Here is a 20,496-nt window from a genome sequence, read left to right on the forward strand (position 1 = left end):
GTCGCCCAATTCGGACGGCGATTTCGGGCCGCTCGATGCGGTGCGGCTGAGCGGTACGGACCAGTTGCGCACGAAAACGGTGGAACTGCGCTTCGACACGACGTTGAGCGATACGCTGTCCACGCTGGTCGGCCTGTTCTACAGCCGCGAGACGTTCGAGGCGGACGCACTGACCAACATCCTGATCCTCAATCGGTCGGTGCGGCAGACCGACCGGCGCACCGGCGATACCTATGCCGCGTTCGGCACCGTCTTCTGGAAGCCCAGCCCGGACTGGGAAGTGGCGCTGGGCCTGCGGTACGACCATGAAGATCGCAAGGCGACCGGCACGATTGCGGGCAATGTGATCCCGCCCGCGCGGATCAAGTCGAACGAGGTCGAGCCGCGCCTGTCCATCACCCGCCACTGGAACTCGCAATTGATGAGCTATGCCTCGGTCGCGCGCGGTTATCGCGGTGGCGGCTTCAATGCCCCCAACGCGCCGCTGCGTACCTATCAGGGGGACAGCGCCTGGACTTACGAGATCGGGACCAAATATAATTCGTCGGCCTTCTCCCTGTCGGGCGACATCTTCTACAGCGACTACAAACATTATATCGGCCTGAACTCGATCGCCCCTGCGGTGCCGGCGGGGCTGGTCACTGTCGACCTCAACGCCGGGACGGTCGAAAGCTATGGCGCGGAACTGGAGGCGGTCGTCCGCCCGACCAGCGCATGGTCGCTGTCCGGCGGTCTGACCTACATGCATGCCCGGCTGACCGACACGACCGAATATACGTCCGTGACCGGCCGCACCCTGTCGAGCGATCACCTGACCTTCCAGCCCGACTGGATGTACAATATCAGCAGCGACTATGTCGTGCCGCTGGGCGATAACAGGCTGACCTTCAACGCCAGTCTGAACGGCAAGGGACGCCGCCTTGCCGCGACGCTCAATCAGACGACGCCGACTTTCCTGAAGGGCTATGCCGTCGTCAATGGCTCCATCACCTTCGCGACGGCGGGCGGGATCGAACTGGCGGTATTTGGCCAGAATCTGTTCAACAAGAAATATTATGAGAGCTATATCGAGAAGACGACGCTGCAACTGGCCGGCCTGCCGGCATCGGACCTGGGTATCATAGGCGATCTGCGTCGTTACGGCGTTCGCGCCAGCTTCCGGTTCTGATCCGATGAGCGCGCCCTCCCCGCTGCTGCGTAAAGCTCTTCCCGAAGGCTTTCTCGACCAGCTCCGGGCGGTCTTCGGCGACCGCGTGGCGACCGGCGAGGCAGTCCGCAGCCAGCATGGCCAGAGCGAAAGCCATTTCGAACCGGTCCTGCCCGATGTGGTTGTCTTTGCCCATTCGACCGAGGAAGTGGTGGACCTGGTCAGGCTCTGCGTCGTGGCCGAGGTGCCGGTCATTCCCTATGGCGCGGGCACGTCGATCGAGGGCAACACCTTGCCGGTGCAGGGTGGCGTCACGTTGGATCTCAGTCAGATGGACGCCATTGTTGAGGTGAACGTAGAAGATTTCGACTGTACCGTGCAGGCCGGCGTCCGGCGTGAGCAGTTGAACGAATATCTGCGCGATCAGGGGCTGTTCTTCCCGATCGATCCGGGGGCGAATGCCACGATCGGCGGCATGGCTTCGACCCGCGCATCGGGCACCAACGCGGTGCGATATGGCACGATGCGCGAGGCGATATTGTCGCTGCGGATCGTGACGCCGGACGGCCGCGACATTCGCACCGCGCGGCGGGCGCGCAAGTCGGCGGCGGGGTATGACCTGACACGCCTGATGATCGGCAGCGAAGGGACGCTGGGCATTATCACCGAGGTCACGTTGCGGCTGCAAGCCATCCCCGAAGCGATATCCTCTGCGGTGTGCAGTTTCGACACGTTGCAGGGCGCCGTCGATGCGGTGGTGCAGTCGATCCAGATCGGCGTGCCGCTGGCGCGCGTCGAGATATTAGACGATCACCAGATGCGGGCGGTCAATCGCTGGTCGCAGCTGGACTATCCCGAACTCACCACGCTCTTCTTCGAATTCCATGGATCGCCGACCTATGTCGAGGAACAGGTCCGCACGGTCGAGGAGATCGCGACCATGAACGGCGGCGGGGCGTTTCGCTGGTCGAACCTGCCGGAGGAACGGTCGAGGCTATGGAAGGCCCGTCACGAGGCCTATTATGCGGCGGTCAACATGCGGCCCGGCGCGGTGGGATGGGCCACTGATGTGTGCGTGCCGATCAGTCGGCTGGCGGAGTGCATCACGGAAACCCGTGCGGATCTGGACAGAGCGAGCCTGCCCGCGACGATCCTGGGCCATGTCGGAGACGGGAATTTCCATGTCATCTTCTCCATGGACCCCGGCAGCGCCGCCGAAATGGCGGAGGTGGAGGCGCTCAACGAACGACTGGTCGAGCGCGCGCTGGCGATGGATGGCACCTGCACTGGGGAACATGGCATCGGCCTTGGCAAGCAGCATTGCCTGATCGCCGAACTGGGCGACGCCGTGGACCTGATGCGTGTCATCAAGCGGGCGATGGACCCCAAGAATCTGTTCAATCCGGGCAAGATTTTCGCCGTTTAGCCGGGGGGCTAAACTGTCCGGTCGCGTCGGTTCCCCTGACGCGGCCGGGCATATTTGGGGAGCGGATAGCCATGAGGCTGCCCCCGTCATATTTCCATTTTCGGAAGGTTTCATCCCATGGCGACCGTCCTGCCGCATCCCGTCATACGCACGCCGTCTTTCCTCCGTGCGCTGCCCGGACTGCTGATCCTGTCGCTGGCGATGGCGGCCGGTTTCACCATGATGGGATCGTTCAGCATGGTGCAGGAAGGCGCGAAGGCGGAAATGGCGCTGAGCGACTTTCAGTTGTCGCTGGTCCAGGGCGTGGCGGCGGCGGTGCCGCTGGTGCTGTTTTCCATTCCCATCGGCATCATGGTCGACAGGATGCGCCGGTTGCGTCTGTTCATCGTGCTGGCGCTGGTCTGGACCGTCGGCACGTTCATGACGGCAACGGCGCAGGACGTGCCGATGCTCTTCCTGGCGCGGATGCTGGCAGGCGTGGGGACGACCGGCGCGCTGACCGCCGCTTTGTCGCTTGCCGCCGACATGTGCGCGCCGCAGCAGCGTGGGCGGGCTTTGCTGATCGTGACATTGGGCAAGTCGCTGGGGCAGGCCGGTGCCTTTGCGCTGGCGGGATGGCTACTCAGCCTGTTTCTCCAACGGCCGGCGCAGGACTGGTTCGGTGGCGTTGCCCCTTGGCGCGCCACCCATTATGCGCTGGCGGCGATCAGCGCGGCGCTGGTCCTGCCGATGCTGATGCTGCGCGAACCGGCGCGGCACGAGGTGGAGGCGGGTATTCATGCACCATGGCGCGTGGTGCTGGGAGAACTCTGGTCGCGGCGCGCCTTTCTGGGGCCGCTGTTCCTTGGGCAGGTGACGGTCGTGATGGCCGACGCGGCGGCGGCGATCTGGGCATCGCCGGTATTGTCGCGCAGCTATGGCCTCGCGCCACCCGATTTTGCCGGATGGATGGGGAGCCTCATCTTCCTGACCGGGGTGGCCGGATCGGTGCTGGGCGGCTTTGCGGCGGATTTGGGCCATAAGAGCGGTCGGCGGGGCGGTTTGCTGCTGGGCGCGGTGATTGCGGCGGGACTGGGGATCCCCTCCGCCCTGTTCCCGATCATGCCGGGCATCCCGTCCTTCGCCTTCGCTCTGGGATCGCTGATGCTGTGCGGCACGGTGACGGGCCTCATCACGTCGGTCGCGCTGACCGTGCTGCTACCAAATGAATTGCGCGGCCTCTGCATCGGCGCATTCATCGCCATTGCGGGGCTGGTAGGTTTCGGCATCGCGCCGTCGCTTGTCACCGCGATCAGTTCTCTCTTGGGCGGTGAGCGCCATTTGGGCGAGGGACTGGCGATCGTCGGCGTCGCCGTAAGTTGCCTGTCGCTCGCGGCCTTCTGGATCGCCATGCGCCGGGCGCCGAGTAAACCTATCTGATAGCTATTGCCAAAAGCTATCAGATAGGTCATCTTCCAGGGACAAGGAGAGGCTGTATGGATCGAATTGACGTTTCCCCGGAAATGGTCGCGCTAGTAGGCAGCGGTCATGCCGAGCCTGCCGGCGTCGCGATGCTTGACCATGGCTTTCTGCTGGGTTTCGGGTCGGTGGGCACGGCGGCTTCGATGCGGTTGATCCGGCGTCCTTCGGTTGCGGACCTGAACGTCGACAGCGGTAATCGCCTGGTGCTGCTGGCCAGGTCGGATACATGCGAAAAGGTGGCGGGCGGTCCTATCCGGCTGTCATTCGATACCGCTTATTATCTGTCGGCCCCTTTGCGGTCGATCGCGCTGGCCATCCGCGACTGCACGCTGCATGAGGCTGCGGCCAGACCCTACCGGCTGGCCAAGAGCATCGAACTGCTTTGCGAGATATTGCGCGTGGCCAATGAGATCGGCTTCATCCCGATCGGTCAGGATGCCGTCCTTTCGCAAGCGGACAGCGAACGACTGCTGCGGGCGCGCGCCATGATCGAGGAGCGCTGGGCGGAGAAGCTGACGCTGGATATGATTGCGCGAGCCTGCGGCCTCAATCGGGCCAAGTTGACACGGGGCTATCGCGACATGTTCGACTGTTCTGTGGCCGATGCCATCGCGCAGGAACGGTTGGGCAAGGCCGGCGAGATGCTATTGGCGACCGAACTGCCGGTGTCGTCGATCGGCTATCGGTGCGGCTATCTCAACAATACCAGCTTCACGCGGGCGTTCGTACGCCGTTTCGGGGTTGCGCCGACTCAATATCGCACGCATCGGTTGGCGGCATGACGTCACGATTACAGGATGAGGGCGGATCGCTGGTCAACCGCGCGATCCAGGCGGTGCGCGACCATATTCGCGAGCATGACCTGAAGGTCGGCGATACGCTGCCGGGTGAAGGCAGCTTCTCTATGCAACTGGGCGTGAGCCGGGCGGTGATGCGCGAAGCCTTTGGCGCGCTGGCGGCTCTAGGCCTGATCGATGTCGCCAATGGGCGGCGCGCGAAGGTCGGGGCGATCGATGGATCGGTCATTGGCGCGTCACTGGATCACGCCGTATCGACCGAGCAGATCAGCGTGGCGGAAGTCTGGGACGTCCGGCGTACGGTGGAGGTTCGGATCGCGATGCTCGCCGCCGAACGCCGCACCGACGCGCAGGCGGACCGGATCATGGCGCTGGCCCATGCCATGGCGCAGGCGGTCGACGATCTGCCGCGCATAACCGGCAACGATATTGCCCTGCATGAGGCGATAGCCGATGCGGCAGGCAACGCATTATTCGCGCAGATCGTCCGCTCCTTCGCTCCGCTGATGCAGGCGGCCGTCCCGCAGGCATGGCGAACACGGACCGCCGATGAGCAACGCCAGACGATGCTGGATCGTCACATGGACCTGGCGCGCGCGATCCTGGCTCGTGACCCCGACGCCGCAACTGCTGCGATGGAAGCACATTTTGATGAGTCCATAGGACAGCAACTCCTCGCCAAGGAGAAAGGTTGAGCCAGGCGGTGGCCGGTTCGACAATTTTCTCGAAGTCCTTTGCCAAGCGCTCATGCAGCTCAGCCACGGTCTATCCGCAAATCACTTCAGCTTCGCGGATCGAGGCCGCTCATCAGTACCGCCACCATGGCTTCCGATATTTGCTCCGGTGACAGCGCACCGTCGGGGTCGTACCAGCGCCCCGGCCAGTTCAGCGCGCCAGCCAGCGCGAAAGACGTGATCTTCACGTCGATCGGTGCGATCGAACCGTCATCGATGGCCTCAGCCAACATCTGTCGCATGGCGACGTCGATTTCTCTCTTCAGCGCCCGATAGCGCGGCAGGCTTTCGCGCGACAGCGCCTCCTCCCCGGTCCGGGTGACGCACATGCCGAAATCATCCATGTTGATTTCGACATAACGGCGCAGGAACTTCACCAGTCGCTCGCGCCCGGTACCCTGCTCCGCCCGTGCATCTTCAGCCGCACGCAGCAATTGTTGCAGACCGATGGTGACACATTCCAGCAGCACCTGATCCTTGTTTGCCAAATAATGATAGATGGTGCGCTTCGATATGCCGAGGCTGGCCGCCACATCATCCAGCGAGGTGGCGAAAAACCCCCGCTCGTTAAACATCCGCACAGCTGCGCGCAGGACCGCGTCCCGCTTTGCAACCCTATCCGCCTCACGCTGCGCTGCATTTCTGAAGGGTGAATTCTGCATAGTCGGACCATTGACAGGAAACCCATAGAAGCACAATACACTCATGAGTGCATATTGATCGAGCAGGTTTCATGATTCGACGATGGCACGGCTGAACGGCCGCGAACCTCTGCTTCTTGCGGCCAAGCGGTCGCGGCAACCAAAGCGGGAAGAGGATTAGCGATGTACATGAATGGATTAGGCGCAATCCCGATGACGTCGAAATGAGCGGCGCGGGTCCGGAACGTACGGCAGCGATCGCTGCGAAGGTCGAGGCGTTCGTCCGCGATATAGTCGCGCCGTACGAGCATGATCCGCGCAGAGATCATCATGACTGCCCCAGCGAGGAATTGGTCGAGGAACTCAAGGACAAGGCGCGCGCAGCAGGCGTGCTTACGCCGCACATCCTGAGCGACGGCAGCCATCTGACTCAGCGAGAAACCGCGATCGTGCTGGCGAGAACCGGCCTGTCGCCGCTTGGTCCGCTCGCCTGCAACACGGCAGCGCCCGACGAGGGTAATATGTACCTGCTGGGCAAAGTCGGTAGCCCGGAGATCAAGGAACGTTTCCTGAAGCCCCTGATCGAAGGGCGTGCCCGTTCGGCCTTCTTCATGACCGAGCCGGCGCTGGAGGGCGGCGCGGGGTCCGATCCGTCGATGATGCAGACGACCTGCCATCAGGATGGCAATCACTGGGTCATCAACGGGCGCAAGGCGTTCATCACGGGGGCGAAGGGCGCGAAGGTCGGCATCGTCATGGCCAAGTCTGATGACGGCGCCTGCATGTTCCTGGTCGACCTGCCCGATCCGGCGATCCGTATCGACCATATTCCCAACACGATCGACAGTTCGATGCCCGGCGGCCATGCCGTGCTGACCATCGACAATCTGCGCGTGCCAGCCGACCAGATGCTCGGAAATTCGGGCGAAGGTTTTCAATATGCGCAAGTGCGGCTCAGTCCGGCCCGACTGTCGCACTGCATGCGCTGGCTGGGCGCCTGCATCCGAGCCAACGAGATCGCGACCGGCTATGCCAATCGTCGCATGGCCTTCGGCAAGACGCTGATCGACCATGAGGGCGTCGGATTCATGCTGGCGGACAATCTGATAGACCTGAAACAGGCCGAGCTGATGATCGACTGGTGCGCGGGCGTGCTCGATACGGGTTCTCTGGGCACGGCCGAAAGTTCCATGACGAAGGTGGCGGTGTCTGAAGCGCTGATGCGCGTCGCCGACCGCTGCGTGCAGGTGATGGGCGGCAGCGGCGTCACCGACGACACGATCGTGGAACAGGTGTTCCGCGAGATCCGCGCCTTCCGCATCTATGACGGCCCGACCGAAGTCCATAAATGGAGCCTGGCCAAGAAGATCAAGCGCGACTGGAAAAAGGCGCAGGAGACGGCGGCATGAGCGCGCTGGGCGACGATGCCAATGCCGGTACGACGGCAGTCCGCGACGCCTATCGTTTCGACGAGGCGGCGCTGGCGCGGTGGATGGCGGATCATGTCGAGGGTTATCAGGGGCCGCTCACCGTCGAGCAGTTCAAGGGCGGACAGTCCAACCCGACCTACAAGCTGGGGACACCGGGCCGCAGTTACGTTTTGCGCCGCAAGCCGCCGGGCGATACGCTGAAGGGCGCCCATGCGGTCGATCGCGAGGCGCGGGTGCTGAGTGCGCTGGGCGGTGTCGGCTTTCCGGTAGCGCGGGTCTTTGGCCTTTGCACCGACGAACGCGTCATCGGCAGTTGGTTCTATGTCATGGACATGGTGGAGGGTCGGATCTTCTGGGACGCGACATTCCCGACCGTCTCCAATGCGGAGCGGCCGGCCTATTTCGACGCGATGAATGGGGCGATCGCGCAGCTGCATGGCATCGATTATGCCGCGATAGGCCTAAGCGATTATGGCAAGCCGGGCAATTATTTCGCGCGGCAGATCGGCCGATGGTCCCGCCAATATCTGGAGGATCAGGATGCCGGTCGCGATCCGGACATGGACGCGCTGATCGCCTGGCTGCCCGACAATATTCCGGCGGGCGAGGAAAACAGCATCGTCCATGGCGATTTCCGCTGCGATAATTTGATCTTCCACCCCACCGAGCCGCGCGTGCTGGCGGTGCTGGACTGGGAATTGTCGACGCTGGGACATCCGCTGGCCGACTTCGCCTATCATGCAATGATGTACCAGATGCCGCCCGATATCGTGGCCGGGCTGGGCGGCGTGGATATCGCGGCGCTGAACATTCCGGGCGAGGCGGACTATGTCGCGGCCTATTGCGCGCGGACTGGCCGGACCGGCATTCCCAATTGGGATTTCTACATCGCCTTCAACTATTTCCGGCTGGCGGCGATCTTCCACGGCATCAAAGGGCGGGTTATCCGGGGCACGGCAGCGTCCGCCCATGCCCGCGAGCGGGCCAAGGCCCTGCCCCGCCTGTCCGCACTGGCCCGGCAGTCGATGGAGAAATGCGCATGAGCGATTCCCCCGTCACCGTCGAGATTGACGGTTCCATCGCCACGCTGATGCTCAATCGCCCGGCGGCGGGCAATACCGTCAACCAGCCACTGGCAGACGCCCTGCTGGATGCGGCCATCCGCTGCGACAATGATACCGCCATTCGCTGTGTCGTGCTGAGCGGCAACGGCAAGCTGTTCTGCGGCGGTGGCGACATTTCCGCCTTCGACGTCGCCGGCGATGAGGTGCCGGCTTTTCTGAGCCGGCTTGCAGGCACGCTGCACATGGCGGTCAGTCGGTTGCTGCGGATGGACAAGCCGCTGCTGGTGGCGGTGAACGGCCCGGCGGCGGGCGCGGGCCTGAGCCTCGCCATATCTGGCGATGTCGTGATCGCAGCGCAATCGGCGCATTTTATCGCCGCCTATGGCAGCGTCGGCCTGACGCCCGATGGCGGCATGTCCTGGCTGTTGCCGCGCCATGTCGGACTGCGCCGGGCGCAGGAGATCATCCTGACCAACCGCAAGGTGAGCGCGCAGGAAGCCGCCGCGATCGGCATGGTGACACGCACCGTGCCGGATGAAGAGTTGGCGGTGGAAGTCGCACGGACCGCGCGCGCGCTGGCCGATGGACCGACCGGCGCGATCGCCGGCGCCCGCGCGCTGCTGCTGAAGAGCGCCAGCACTCCTCTGGAAGGCCAACTGGAGCGCGAGACGCGTGCCATCACAAAGGCCGGCGGCAGCGCCGAATGCCGCGAGGGCGTCTCCGCATTCCTGGGCCGCCGCAAACCCGATTTTTCGAAGGGGGCATGAGATGGCGCAAGCCTATATCGTTGATGCTGTGAGAACCGCTGGCGGACGCCGCAACGGCGCGCTCGCGGGCTGGCATCCAGCCGACATGGGCGGCGAGGTATTGAACGCGCTGCTCGACCGCAGCGGGATCGATCCGGCCGCGATCGAGGATGTGATACTGGGTTGCGTGACGCAGGCAGGCGAGCAGGGCTTTGCCTTTGCCCGCAATGCCGTACTGTCATCCCGACTGCCGCAGAGCGTACCCGCCGTCACGATCGACCGCCAGTGCGGATCGTCACAGCAAGCGCTTCAATTCGCGGCACAGGCCGTCATGTCCGGCACGCAGGATGTCGTCATCGCTGCCGGTGCCGAAAGCATGACACGCGTGCCGATGTTCTCCAACATTACCTATCATCAGCGCGAAGGCGTGGGCGTGGGTCCGTTCAGCGACCGCATCAAGCAACGGTTCGGCGTAGACAATTTCAGCCAGTTCGAAGGCGCCGAGATGATCGCGGCCAAATATGGTTTCGATCGCGAGATGCTGGATCGCTATGCGCTAGAAAGCCACCAGCGCGCCGCCGCCGCGACACAGGCGAAGCGCTTCGCATCGCAGATCGTGCCGTTGCAGACCGAAAACGGCCTGCATGTGGCGGATGAGGGCATTCGTACCGACGCCACGCTGGAAGGTATTGGATCTGTCAAATTGCTGAAGGAGAGCGGCGTCGTATCGGCCGCCAATGCCAGTCAGATATGTGACGGCGCTTCGGCCGTGCTAGTCGTCAACGAACGGGCGCTCAAGGAACATGGTCTGATGCCCATCGCCCGTATCGTTAACATGACGGTGACTGCCGGCGACCCGGTCATCATGCTGGAAGAACCAATCCATGCCACGCGAAAGGCGCTGAAGCGGGCCGGGCTGACGATCAGCGATATCGACCTTTACGAAGTCAACGAAGCCTTTGCGCCGGTGCCTATGGCCTGGCTTCAGGCGCTGGAGGCCGATCCGGAAAAGCTGAACGTCAATGGCGGAGCGATCGCGCTCGGCCATCCGCTGGGTGCGACCGGCACGAAGCTGATGGCGACGCTGGTTCACGAACTGCGCGCGCGCGGCAGGCGTTACGGCCTACAAACGGTATGCGAAGGCGGCGGTATCGCCAATGTCACCATCGTGGAGGCGCTGTAATGGCGATCAGCACGCGTATCACAGAACTGCTGGGCATCGAACATCCGATCGTGCAGGGCGGCATGATGTGGGTCGGCCGCGCAGAACTCGCCGCTGCCGTCTCCAATGCCGGGGGGCTGGGCATATTGACCGCCCTCACCCAGGCGACGCCCGACGATCTGCGCGGCGAAATCGACCGCTGCGCCAAGATGACCGACAAGCCCTTCGGCGTAAACCTGACCATCCTGCCGTCTGTAACGCCGCCGCCCTATGCCGAATATCGCAAGGCGATCATCGACAGCGGCGTCAGGATCGTCGAGACGGCCGGCCACAAGCCGCAGGAACATGTCGAGGACTTCAAGGGCCATGGAATCATCGTTCTGCACAAATGCACCTCCGTCCGGCACGCGCTGTCGGCAGAGCGCATGGGCGTCGACGTCATTTCCATCGACGGTTTTGAATGTGCCGGCCATCCGGGCGAGGATGATATTCCCGGCCTGATCCTGATCCCCGCCGCGGCGGACAAGGTGAAGGTGCCGATGCTGGCCAGCGGCGGCTTTGGCGATGGGCGCGGGCTGGCGGCGGCGCTGGCGCTGGGGGCCGAGGGGATCAACATGGGCACCCGCTTCTGCGCCACGGTCGAAGCGCCGATCCATGATGCGATCAAGCAGTTCATCGTCGCCAATGACGAGCGCGCCACCAACCTGATCTTCCGCCGTTTCCACAATACGGGGCGCGTAGCGAAGAACAGCGTGTCGGATCAGGTTGTGGAAATCAGCAAGCAGCCCGACGCCGTGTTCGAGGATATCCGGCCCTTCGTGTCGGGCGCGAAGGGACGCGAGGCGCTGGAAACCGGTGATCTAGATGCCGGGCTGGTGTGGGCCGGGCAGGTTCAGGGGCTGATCCACGATATCCCGACGTGCCAGGATCTGCTGACGCAAATCGTCGGCGATGCCGAGCGGATCATCACTGGTCGCCTTGCTGGCTTTCTGCAACGCCAGCCCGGAAAATTGGCCGCATGAGCCATAATCACCGGCGCCTCGGCCGATTTCCCGGCGGGAGGCGGGTGATTTCAGTTCTGCACCCTGTAGGTGATAGGCAGCCGCTTGAGACCTGATACGAAATTCGCTTCCACCCAGGCCGGATCGCCCGCCAGACGGAAATCGTCGATGCGCGCCAGCATTTCGGTGAACAATATCCGCATCTCCAGCTTCGCCAACATGTTGCCTAGGCATAGGTGGGGACCATAGCCAAATGCGATATGCTTGCGCGCATCGGGCCGCTCCACGCGAAAGGCGCAAGGCGTGTCGAAGGCGGCCTCGTCGCGATTGCCCGACGGGTAGCACATCATCAGCGAGTCCCCAGAACGGATCGACTTGCCGCCGACTTCGTAATCCGAAACTGCGGTGCGGAAGAAATGCTTCACCGGGCTGGTCCAGCGGATAAATTCATCCACCGCATTGCCGATCAGTTCGGGGTTAGCGCGCAGACGTTTCATTTCGTCCGGATTCTGGATCAACGCCAGCAGGCCGCCGGATATGGCCGAACTGGTCGTGTCATGGCCGGCCGCCGCCACGATCAGATAATAGGCGTTGCGCTCCCTCTCGCCGATCGGCTCGCCGTCAATTGTCGCATTAGCCAATATGGTCGCGACGTCATTGCGCGGATTCGTGCGACGATCCAGGGTGATGGCATTGAAATAGCAAGTAAAGGCATCGAACGCCTCCACCATAGAGGTCATGCCTTCGCCGCCGCCGCTGTCGCTATCCGCGCCACCGAATACTTTCTGTGAAAGCGCGAGCATCAGCGGCTCATCCTCGCGCGGGGCGCCGAGTACGATCATGATCGTGCGCAAAGGATACCAGGCGGCGATCTCCTTGGCGAAGTCGCAACCATCCCCCTTCTCGACCATATGATCGACCGTTTCGCGTGCCAGCGCGGTGATTTCCTCCTCCAGCGCGCTTACGCTCTTCGCCCCGAACCAGGCAGAGGTCAGCGCGCGATAGGCGCGATGGTCGGGATCGTCCATGGCGACCAGGTTGCGGGCGAAATTGCGGCTGCCAGAATGGGCTATCAGCATCTCCTCATCCGCTTTCGTAACCAGGAACTGGCGCGGATCATTAAGGAAATTCTTCGCGTTCAGTTCCACCGCCATGATATCGGCATGGCGCGTCACCGCCCAGAAGGGGCGATAGTCGCGCGGCTCGGCCCAATGGACCGGATCGTGCTGCCGCAGTGCCGCAAAGGCGCGGTGATAGCTATGTTCGTCCCCATAGGTGTGCGGATCGACGATGATGTCGTCAATATTCTCTGGCAATGCGTCCGTCACAAGCTGCTCTCCTCTCACCCCTTGATCCTGAGTGCGGGAGGAGAGCCGGTCCAATCGGCGATGGCGCACCATTTATCGACCGTGTCGATCAACTGTCGCTGCGAAGCCATTCATCGCCGACCGCTATGGAAATGCCGCCAATTGCGATTGGACGGTGGAGATCGCCTGCCTAGCTTGACAGACAGTATATATGGAAAGGGAGAGAGGTCGGTGTCCATCATCCGTGCGAGCCGGGCATCATAGAGATGCACCCGTCAATCCACGCCCGCACAACGCCCGACAAACCCGCCTATATCATGGCCGGGACTGACGAGAGCGTCACCTACACGCAGTTGGAAACGCGTTCCAACCAAGGGGCGCAGCTCTTACGGAAGCTCGGCCTGCGGCGCGGAGACGGCATCGCCTTGCTGCTGAACAATGGCCCGGCCTTTTTCGAGATCATCTGGGCGGCGCAGCGCGCGGGCCTCTACTACACCTGTCTGTCGACGCGGCTCGCGACGCCGGAAATCGCCTTCATGCTGGCCGATTCCGGCTCCCGCCTGCTGATCGCCTCGGAACCCGTGCCGACCGACCTGCCGACGGAGGGGCTGATCATCTTCGCGCCCGGCGCGCGCGATTTCCTGCGCGAGCGGGCGGCGATGCCGGACACGCCGATCGCCGATGAATCGCCGGGCAACGACATGCTCTATTCATCGGGCACCACCGGCCGGCCCAAGGGCATCCGCCCGCCTTTGCCGGAAGGATCGCTGAACCAAAGCAATGCGCTGACCGATTATGGCCGGAAAGGCTATCGCATGGATGCGGACAGCATCTTCCTATCCCCTGCCCCGCTCTATCACGCCGCGCCGCTGCGTTGGTGCATGTCTATCCAGAAGCTGGGCGGCACGGTGATCGTCATGGAGAAATTCGATCCGGAGGCGACGTTGGCGCTGATCGAGCGCTATCGGGTGACCCACGCTCAGTTCGTTCCGACCCATTTCGTGCGGATACTGAAGTTGCCGGAGGACGTACGGCGGCGCTATGACATGTCCTCGCTCATCACTGTCTTCCATGCTGCCGCGCCATGCCCGGTCGAGGTCAAGCAGGCGATCCTCGACTGGTGGGGACCGATCCTCCATGAATTTTACGGCGGCACCGAAGCGAACGGCCTGACAGGTATCGGCCCAGAAGAATGGCTGGCCCATCCCGGATCGGTGGGCCGGGCCATATGGGGCAAGGTGCGCGTCTGCGACGAGGGGGGCAAACGGCTGCCGCCGCGCGAGATCGGCACCATCTATTTCGCCGACGGCGCACCATTCGAATATCATAATGATCCCGAAAAGACGGCGCAAACCCGCAATCGTCATGGCTGGACGACGCTGGGCGATCTGGGCTGGGTGGATGAGGAGGGTTTCCTCTATCTGACCGACCGGCACAGCTTCATGATCATCTCGGGCGGTGTGAACATCTATCCACAGGAAATAGAGGATGCGCTGATAACCCACCCCAAGGTTGCCGATGTCGCCATCATCGGCGCCCCGGACCTGGAAATGGGGGAGCGCGTCGTAGCGGTCGTCGAGCCGGCACGATGGGAGGATGCCGGCCCCGCGCTGGCGGAGGAATTGCTGACCCATCTGTCCTGCCGCATCGGCCGCATCAAGCTGCCCCGTCAGATCGATTTCGACCCGAACCTGCCGCGCCATCCCAATGGCAAGCTGCTGAAGCGGATCGTGCGGGCGCGTTACTGGCCCTGAGCATCATTGTCCGTCAGGCCATCAACCCACCGCCATTAACGTGCAAAACCTGGCCGGTGATAAAGCTGGCGCGGGGTGAGGCAAGGAAGAGGATCGCTTCGGCTATTTCAACCGGTTCCCCGAGGCGGCCGAGCGGCAATGCGCTCGTGACAGCCTCGACCGCGCCGGTCGTGTCTGATGCCATCAGCGCGCCGACGGTTTCCGTGCGGGTAGGGCCAGCCGAGACGGCGTTGACGCGGATATCTGGTGCGCCTTCCACCGCCAGCGTGCGGGTGAACGCCTCCACCCCCGCCTTGGCGGCAGCATAGACCGACAGGCCGGGCGTCGGGAAGCGCGCGGCAGTGGACGACATGTTGACGATCGCCCCGCCCCGCTGCCGCAGGAGCGGAAAGGCAGCGCGACAAAAGGTCATGGTGCCGGTCAGATTGGCGGCGATCGTGTCGGCATAGATTGCGTCGCTCGTTTCTTCGATCAACGCGGTCGGGAAGATGCCGGCGATATTGGCCAGGATATCGAGACCGCCGCCATGATCGATCGCCTTCGCGACGGCGCGCGCCGCAGTATCGGCGTGCGCGATATCGCCGGGAACTGTGGCGGCCGCCTCCCCCAGCCTGTCCGCCGCCGCGGCTAGTGCCGCCTCATTCCGGCCGACCAGCACGACCCGCGCGCCCCGCTCCACCAGCAAGGTTGCGACGGTCAGGCCGATGCCTCTGGAGGCGCCGGTCACGATCGCGGTCTTGCCCGAAAATTCCCCCACAGCCCCTCGCCTATCCGTTGATGGTGCGATGGCGCGTGCCGTCGGCGTCGATCACCAGGCGTACGCTCTGTCCCCCGTTCATGCCGCACATGTCGGCATAGACAACATGCTGGCCATGCAGCCGCGACCAGCCGATATCGGCCAGTTGGGCAATATGAGTGCCATGATCGTAATAGAGCCAGGCGCCGACACCGGCCAGTTCAACCAGCAGCAGCGCAATCGCGGCCATTCGCACGCGCGGGCGCCGCAGGAAGGCGGAGATCCGAATGAAGATGGTATCCGCCACCTCTCCTTCCGGCACTGGCATCAATCCCCAGAAGACCGCCCAGCGCCGCAGCATCGCCATCGCCTGAGCGATCAGAAAGGCAGCGATAAGGCAGCAGGCCATGTCAGGCCACCGGTACGATCGTCAGCGGCGTGCGGCCGGCCAGCGCGATGGTTAGCTGGGCCTTGCCGTCCATGCCGGTAACGAAGCGCTCGTCCGTTTCGATAATGCGATAACTGCGCTCCGGCACCAGCCGGTCGAGGCCGATTTCGCTGCGCACCTCTCCTGCGGCCGGATGCAGCACCAGTTCCAGCGCCGTGCCGTCCGTCACCGCATGGCCGACGATCACATCGGGATAGACGGCGTCGGCGAGGATCGGTCCCTTGGCCCAGGCGTCGGGCAGGCCCCGATTCACCATGTCGCGGATCGTGTTGCGAGCGCCCCAGCTTTGCGAGGCGGCGACGCCGTCGCCTGATCGCTGGTCGATCGCCTTCACCGTCGCTTCCACGATGCGGTCATCACCCATTTCCTGTGCCGCCCAGAGCGTCACCATCAGCGGGTTGAGTTCGGGCCAGCGAGAAAAATCGGCCGGCTTGCGCGTATCCCAGCCCAGCGGTAGCAGGCGGAAGTCGAGCGAGCCGTCGGGCTTCACGCTGATGAAGTCCTGCTTCATCACTTCCCAGAGCCGCTCTGCCCCGGCAGGATCGTAGGGGGTCATGAAGCGCACGCCCCATGTCTCACCGAACAGACCGGACAGGCTGGGCACCTGGAAGCCGAAGGGGGACGAGGTGCAGACCTTGATGCGGCCGTCGGCCATCATCATTTCCTCTTCCATCGTCTGGTCGAACCGGTCGCCCACGCGGGCAAGCATATCTGTGCCGTGGCGTGCATCATGCAGCGCCAGCGAGGTGCGACCGACAAGATTGCACATGGAATAGATCCAGCGCGGTTCGCAGGGGAACCAGCCCAGATCATAACGTTTGAAATTCTTGACCACCTCTTCCAGCATGGTTTCATGGCTGTAGGGAAAGGCGGTCTTTTCATCGAAGCGGAAAGTCAGTGCGCCGGGGGCTGCAAAGGGCGACGTGCCGCTCGCGGTCTCGAACAGGCCAAGCGAGACGCCCAGGAAACCGGACAGCATGATATTGTCGGTCGTGACAGGGTTCTTCTCGATCTTGAAATTGCCCCAGATGCTTTCCCAATACCAGTAATTCCAGGTATTCCGGTGGATATGCTTGCGGATCAGATTTTCCTGCGCGGTGTTCAGATAGCCGTGAAAGGCCGGCAGGCGGGTATATTGACCTAGCGCCAGATTCCACGACATGGTGCAGATCTGATAGCGCAGCGCGCCGTCCTGCCAGGTATCCTCACGCGAGAAACCGTTCCAGCTGTCGACCGGCTGAAGCGCCAGATCGATCATGCGGCGGAATTCGGCGACCTGCGACGGCGGCATTTCCGGCTGGGCCGTAATGGGCGCGTCGCGCATTACCGGCTGGGTTTTCGCGAGGATGGTGTTGAGTTCCACACCGCGCACCTTCGCTGCGACGAAGCCCTTGCGGCGGCCTAGAGCGAGCCAGCCATGCAGCGCAAGGACCGCAGCAGGGATGGCCCATTCCATCCATGCCACCCCACTGCGCCCCTCGATCCAGGCGGCAGAAAGTAGCGCCGTCCCGACCATGACGGCCGGCGGGCCGAGGATCACGCCCCGCGCCCACCAGATGAACATGATAATCGCAAAGGCGACAACCGACAGGCCGGCGCTGACGATGCCGACACCGTCCCCGGCATAGAGGAAACCCGCGCCGGGGAAGATCAGGCCGAAACCGAAGGCCTTCCACTGGGCACTCATGCCCAACAGAGCCGGCGCCGTGCCGATCAGGAAGACGAAACCCAACATGGCATAGAAGCGATGCAACCGCCGCGCGGTGAGCCGGCCATGCAACGTCTTGCGTTCGGGAATCAGCGGGATGCGCTCGACCAGCGGCGCCAGCGACGGCGCCGCTCTCTCTCGCACGAAATCCGCTTCCAGCGGCAGTGTCCGGGCGGTCATGGACCTCTCCTTTTTCTTCCCGCGACCGGGATTCTTGGCAATCATCGTAGGACGATCGTGTTCGACGTGCAACCAGCAAGCGCCCAAGAAAGGGCGACGCTCCGTCGAGCGCCGCCCCAGGGGAGGATAGGATTACATGTGCCAGCTGACCTGCACGCCATAGGTGCGCGGCATGCCAGCAAAGCGTGAGATCGACGCCAGATTGTCCTGCACGTTGGTCCAGTAATAGACGTTGCCGACATTGCGGATGTAGATCCCAGCCCGGACATTGCTGTCCGGAAATTCGAAGCCGGCGCGCAGGTCGACCAGCGTATAGGCCTTCACGTTGAAGCGCGGATCGGCATCCACGAATGCAGTGGTGGTGTTGGCCAATGCTGTCGTCGTCTTGCTGTTATGCGTCAGGGAGACGCCGATAAAGCCCTGCATACTACCGCTGAGCGGCGCCTGATATTCGGCGTCCGCCACCGCCGTCAACTTGGGCGCATAGGGGAATTTCTGGCCCGAGAAATTGCGCAGATCACCAAAGGCGTCATAGCCTTCGAACTCCTGGATTTTCGTGTTGATATAGGTTCCGCCCAGGCTGAGGCGCAGACCGTCCACCGGCCGGCCCACGATCGATGCCTCGATGCCCCAGATGCGGCTCTTGGGGATCTGCACCAGCCCATCGAGCGTGCCGAACACCGGGTCGGGCTTGCGGCCGCGAAGCTGCTTGTCCTTGTAATCATAATAGAATCCGGCCAATGCATATTCGATCCGGCGATCGGCCAGCGGTCCCTTGATGCCGATTTCATAGGCGGTGACGGATTCCTGCTTCACCGGGATATAGCCGGTATAGCTGGCCACCGACGCGGTCGGGAAACTGCCCGATTTGTAGCCGCGCGCCACGCGCGTGTAGAAGAGCGTCCCGCCATCGGTCTTGTAGTTGGCGCCGACGTTCCAGCTGACATTATCCTCGTTCAGCTTGGCGAAGTCGGCCGGATCGAAGATGACCGGGAAGGTCGGCGTGAAGGTCAGGCAACCTCCCGGCTGGACATTGGTGCCGAAAATCGCATTCCACCAGTTTGCGGTATCCCCGCCAAAATCGTTGGTGCAGCCTTCGAAGTCCCGCTTGCTGTCGGTGTAGCGGATACCACCGATCAGCGTGATGTTGGGCGTGATCTTGAATTCGGCATTGGCGAAGGCGGCGAGGTTCTTCACGTCCTGCCGCGAATAGTTGAAGGTCAATATGCCACGCGGCGCGCCGGGGATCATCCAGAGCGGATTAGATGACGGACCTTCGCTGAAATTGTAGAATAGGCGATCGAAGGTCTTGGACTTGTTGTAATTGCCGCCAACGATGAAGGTTAGTTTGTCGAATTCGCCGGTAAGCCGGAGTTCCTGCGCGAAATCCTTGATAAAGCCGGTCGTGTTCGTATCGACCGACGCATAGGTGGTGCCGTCGAAATCCTGCACAGAGTCCGTCTTGTAATGCGAATAGGCGGAGATGGAGGTGAAGGTCAGATTGTCGTTCAACTCCACATCCGCGCGCAGGCTTGCCTGCCAGAAGCTGTCGTCGCGCGCCGGGCGGCGACCGAAGATGCCATAGCCCCAGTCTGCCGCTCGTGGGGTGCGCGGGCTGCGCGGATAGTTGCGGAAATTGGTGGCGTCCGGGCTGCCGCAGGTGCCTTCCGTAGAAGCGCCGCAAGTATCTTCGATGATCTGCGCCGCCTGGGTATCACCCTTGTCGCGCCAGCCATTGACGTTGAGGAGGAACTTGACCTTGTCGCTCGGCTGCCAGTCTAACAGCACGCGGCCTTGCAACATGTCCTGCTTGCCCAGTTCGTCGGATCGCATGAAGCTCTTCTGCCATGCGCCGCTCTGGATGGTGCGCACGGCAACGCGGGCTTTCAGCGTGTCGCTCATCGGGCCGGAAACATAGCCCTGCACGTCATAGGTGGAAAAGCGACCGAAGCTGGCCGTAGCGCCCGCCGTGAAGTCATTGGTCGGTTTGGCGACGATATAGTTGATCGCGCCGCCGGTCGTATTCTGGCCGAACAGCGTGCCTTGCGGCCCCTTCAGTACCTCGACGCGCTCGATATCGAAAGCAGCACCACGGGTCGGCGCACTGAAGGGTAGCGCGACTTCATCGGTATAGACTGCAACCGTCGGTGCGGCGGACAAGGTCGTTTCGTAGAAGCCGATACCGCGCAGCGTGTAGACCGGCGTGTTGAAAGGAGACGGCTGAACGGTCAGGCCCGGCACGATCTTTCCAAGGTCGGTTGGCGAATTGATGCCGCGTTGAAGCAGCGTATCGCCCGTCTCCGCGGTGATCGACAGGCCCACATCCGACAGCGATTGTTCGCGCTTGTTCGCCGTGACGATGATGTCGGCAAAATTATTGTTGTTGCCTGTATCGGCCGATTGCGCATCAGCGGTCTGCCCGCAGGCCGCACCCGAACCGATCGCGAGTGCGAGCAGCGATACACCGACGCAATAGACCAGGCTGCTCTTGTTGATCATGCCCATATTCCTTCTCCCAGATTATTGCGCCGGCTCTTGCGGGTCGCATTGATGATCGTCCGAAGTGCCCGTCCCGACCGTGGTGGGAGAGGCCCAGAGATAGTCAGATAGTGAAGCGCGCGGTTCTGACGGGCGCGCCATGACTGCGTCCGTCGAGCCGCAGATTATTTTGTCGCGCTGGTGTCAGGCTGACAGCATCGCTCGCCCGGAGCGAAGAGTCGGAAAGCTGGGTCGATGGGACCATGAGTCGCATGG

General features: G+C 62.8%; 18 protein-coding genes. 11 read left to right on the forward strand and 7 right to left on the reverse strand.

Annotated features, from left to right (window positions below; all coding sequences use genetic code 11):
* The 5 genes from VMR39_RS18370 to VMR39_RS18390 form a co-directional block, all read left to right on the forward strand.
* Window positions 1–1,168: TonB-dependent receptor (locus VMR39_RS18370; RefSeq protein WP_325417743.1), on the forward strand; the 1,168-nt coding region annotated here is incomplete at its 5' end.
* 4 nt (window positions 1,169–1,172) lie between these two features.
* Entirely contained in the window at window positions 1,173–2,573 is a 1,401-nt protein-coding gene (locus VMR39_RS18375; RefSeq protein WP_325417745.1) for an FAD-linked oxidase C-terminal domain-containing protein, read from the forward strand.
* A 117-nt stretch (window positions 2,574–2,690) separates the two neighbouring features.
* Window positions 2,691–3,992, forward strand: a complete 1,302-nt coding sequence (locus tag VMR39_RS18380; RefSeq protein ID WP_325417747.1) for an MFS transporter — start codon at window positions 2,691–2,693, stop codon at window positions 3,990–3,992.
* Window positions 3,993–4,048: 56 nt separating this feature from the next.
* Window positions 4,049–4,816 carry an AraC family transcriptional regulator gene (locus tag VMR39_RS18385; protein ID WP_325417749.1) on the forward strand — a complete coding sequence of 256 codons (768 nt, stop codon included), beginning with the start codon at window positions 4,049–4,051 and terminating at the stop codon, window positions 4,814–4,816.
* A complete protein-coding gene (locus tag VMR39_RS18390) occupies window positions 4,813–5,526 on the forward strand; it encodes a FadR/GntR family transcriptional regulator (protein WP_325417751.1) in 714 nt (237 codons plus the stop codon). Before VMR39_RS18385 ends, VMR39_RS18390 begins: the two co-directional genes overlap by 4 nt.
* 86 nt (window positions 5,527–5,612) lie before the next feature.
* Here VMR39_RS18390 and VMR39_RS18395 read toward each other — a convergent pair whose 3' ends face one another.
* A complete protein-coding gene (locus tag VMR39_RS18395; RefSeq protein WP_325417753.1) occupies window positions 5,613–6,227 on the reverse strand; it encodes a TetR/AcrR family transcriptional regulator in 615 nt (204 codons plus the stop codon).
* 203 nt (window positions 6,228–6,430) lie between these two features.
* Here VMR39_RS18395 and VMR39_RS18400 point away from each other — a divergent pair, with 203 nt between their 5' ends.
* From VMR39_RS18400 to VMR39_RS18420, 5 genes are read left to right on the forward strand one after another with little or no spacing between them, the layout of a single operon-like run.
* Window positions 6,431–7,615, forward strand: coding sequence for an acyl-CoA dehydrogenase family protein (locus tag VMR39_RS18400; protein WP_325417755.1), 1,185 nt, complete (start codon window positions 6,431–6,433; stop codon window positions 7,613–7,615).
* Window positions 7,612–8,679 carry a phosphotransferase gene (locus tag VMR39_RS18405; RefSeq protein ID WP_325417757.1) on the forward strand — a complete coding sequence of 356 codons (1,068 nt, stop codon included), beginning with the start codon at window positions 7,612–7,614 and terminating at the stop codon, window positions 8,677–8,679. Before VMR39_RS18400 ends, VMR39_RS18405 begins: the two co-directional genes overlap by 4 nt.
* Window positions 8,670–9,467: an enoyl-CoA hydratase/isomerase family protein gene (locus VMR39_RS18410; protein WP_414712552.1), complete on the forward strand. Its 798-nt coding sequence runs from the start codon at window positions 8,670–8,672 to the stop codon at window positions 9,465–9,467. The genes VMR39_RS18405 and VMR39_RS18410 overlap by 10 nt, the downstream gene beginning before the upstream one ends.
* Before the next feature lies 1 nt (window position 9,468).
* Window positions 9,469–10,629, forward strand: coding sequence for an acetyl-CoA C-acetyltransferase (locus VMR39_RS18415; protein WP_325417761.1), 1,161 nt, complete (start codon window positions 9,469–9,471; stop codon window positions 10,627–10,629).
* Window positions 10,629–11,630, forward strand: coding sequence for a nitronate monooxygenase family protein (locus VMR39_RS18420; protein ID WP_325417763.1), 1,002 nt, complete (start codon window positions 10,629–10,631; stop codon window positions 11,628–11,630). The genes VMR39_RS18415 and VMR39_RS18420 overlap by 1 nt, the downstream gene beginning before the upstream one ends.
* 50 nt (window positions 11,631–11,680) lie before the next feature.
* Here the strand turns inward: VMR39_RS18420 and VMR39_RS18425 are convergent, their stop codons facing one another.
* Complete coding sequence (locus VMR39_RS18425) at window positions 11,681–12,937, reverse strand: cytochrome P450 (protein ID WP_325417765.1); 1,257 nt, start codon at window positions 12,935–12,937, stop codon at window positions 11,681–11,683.
* A gap of 245 nt (window positions 12,938–13,182) precedes the next feature.
* Here VMR39_RS18425 and VMR39_RS18430 point away from each other — a divergent pair, with 245 nt between their 5' ends.
* Window positions 13,183–14,670 (forward strand): acyl-CoA synthetase, encoded by a 1,488-nt coding sequence (locus tag VMR39_RS18430; RefSeq protein ID WP_325417767.1) that lies wholly within the window; start codon window positions 13,183–13,185, stop codon window positions 14,668–14,670.
* 13 nt (window positions 14,671–14,683) lie between these two features.
* On the opposite strand, the gene VMR39_RS18435 is transcribed toward VMR39_RS18430, so the two are convergent.
* The 5 genes from VMR39_RS18435 to VMR39_RS18455 form a co-directional block, all read right to left on the reverse strand.
* Complete coding sequence (locus VMR39_RS18435) at window positions 14,684–15,427, reverse strand: SDR family NAD(P)-dependent oxidoreductase (protein ID WP_325417769.1); 744 nt, start codon at window positions 15,425–15,427, stop codon at window positions 14,684–14,686.
* Window positions 15,428–15,437: 10 nt separating this feature from the next.
* Window positions 15,438–15,815 (reverse strand): hypothetical protein, encoded by a 378-nt coding sequence (locus tag VMR39_RS18440; protein WP_325417771.1) that lies wholly within the window; start codon window positions 15,813–15,815, stop codon window positions 15,438–15,440.
* A gap of 1 nt (window position 15,816) precedes the next feature.
* Window positions 15,817–17,742 carry a hypothetical protein gene (locus VMR39_RS18445; protein ID WP_325417773.1) on the reverse strand — a complete coding sequence of 642 codons (1,926 nt, stop codon included), beginning with the start codon at window positions 17,740–17,742 and terminating at the stop codon, window positions 15,817–15,819.
* 132 nt (window positions 17,743–17,874) lie between these two features.
* Window positions 17,875–20,241: a TonB-dependent receptor gene (locus VMR39_RS18450; protein WP_325417775.1), complete on the reverse strand. Its 2,367-nt coding sequence runs from the start codon at window positions 20,239–20,241 to the stop codon at window positions 17,875–17,877.
* 103 nt (window positions 20,242–20,344) lie between these two features.
* Window positions 20,345–20,494: a hypothetical protein gene (locus VMR39_RS18455; protein WP_325417777.1), complete on the reverse strand. Its 150-nt coding sequence runs from the start codon at window positions 20,492–20,494 to the stop codon at window positions 20,345–20,347.
* Between the last annotated feature and the right edge of the window lie 2 nt (window positions 20,495–20,496).

It is taken from the genome of Sphingobium sp. (genome assembly GCF_035511395.1).
Classification (GTDB): domain Bacteria; phylum Pseudomonadota; class Alphaproteobacteria; order Sphingomonadales; family Sphingomonadaceae; genus Sphingobium.

Bases quoted from the DNA above. Each gene is read 5' to 3' on its own strand.
- VMR39_RS18375 (WP_325417745.1), top strand. From the start codon at position 1,173: ATGAGCGCGCCCTCCCCGCTGCTGCGTAAAGCTCTTCCCGAAGGCTTT.
- VMR39_RS18380 (WP_325417747.1), top strand. From the start codon at position 2,691: ATGGCGACCGTCCTGCCGCATCCCGTCATACGCACGCCGTCTTTCCTC.
- VMR39_RS18385 (WP_325417749.1), top strand. From the start codon at position 4,049: ATGGATCGAATTGACGTTTCCCCGGAAATGGTCGCGCTAGTAGGCAGC.
- VMR39_RS18390 (WP_325417751.1), top strand. From the start codon at position 4,813: ATGACGTCACGATTACAGGATGAGGGCGGATCGCTGGTCAACCGCGCG.
- VMR39_RS18395 (WP_325417753.1), bottom strand. From the start codon at position 6,227: ATGCAGAATTCACCCTTCAGAAATGCAGCGCAGCGTGAGGCGGATAGG.
- VMR39_RS18400 (WP_325417755.1), top strand. From the start codon at position 6,431: ATGAGCGGCGCGGGTCCGGAACGTACGGCAGCGATCGCTGCGAAGGTC.
- VMR39_RS18405 (WP_325417757.1), top strand. From the start codon at position 7,612: ATGAGCGCGCTGGGCGACGATGCCAATGCCGGTACGACGGCAGTCCGC.
- VMR39_RS18410 (WP_414712552.1), top strand. From the start codon at position 8,670: ATGCGCATGAGCGATTCCCCCGTCACCGTCGAGATTGACGGTTCCATC.
- VMR39_RS18415 (WP_325417761.1), top strand. From the start codon at position 9,469: ATGGCGCAAGCCTATATCGTTGATGCTGTGAGAACCGCTGGCGGACGC.
- VMR39_RS18420 (WP_325417763.1), top strand. From the start codon at position 10,629: ATGGCGATCAGCACGCGTATCACAGAACTGCTGGGCATCGAACATCCG.
- VMR39_RS18430 (WP_325417767.1), top strand. From the start codon at position 13,183: ATGCACCCGTCAATCCACGCCCGCACAACGCCCGACAAACCCGCCTAT.
- VMR39_RS18440 (WP_325417771.1), bottom strand. From the start codon at position 15,815: ATGGCCTGCTGCCTTATCGCTGCCTTTCTGATCGCTCAGGCGATGGCG.
- VMR39_RS18445 (WP_325417773.1), bottom strand. From the start codon at position 17,742: ATGACCGCCCGGACACTGCCGCTGGAAGCGGATTTCGTGCGAGAGAGA.
- VMR39_RS18450 (WP_325417775.1), bottom strand. From the start codon at position 20,241: ATGATCAACAAGAGCAGCCTGGTCTATTGCGTCGGTGTATCGCTGCTC.
- VMR39_RS18455 (WP_325417777.1), bottom strand. From the start codon at position 20,494: ATGCGACTCATGGTCCCATCGACCCAGCTTTCCGACTCTTCGCTCCGG.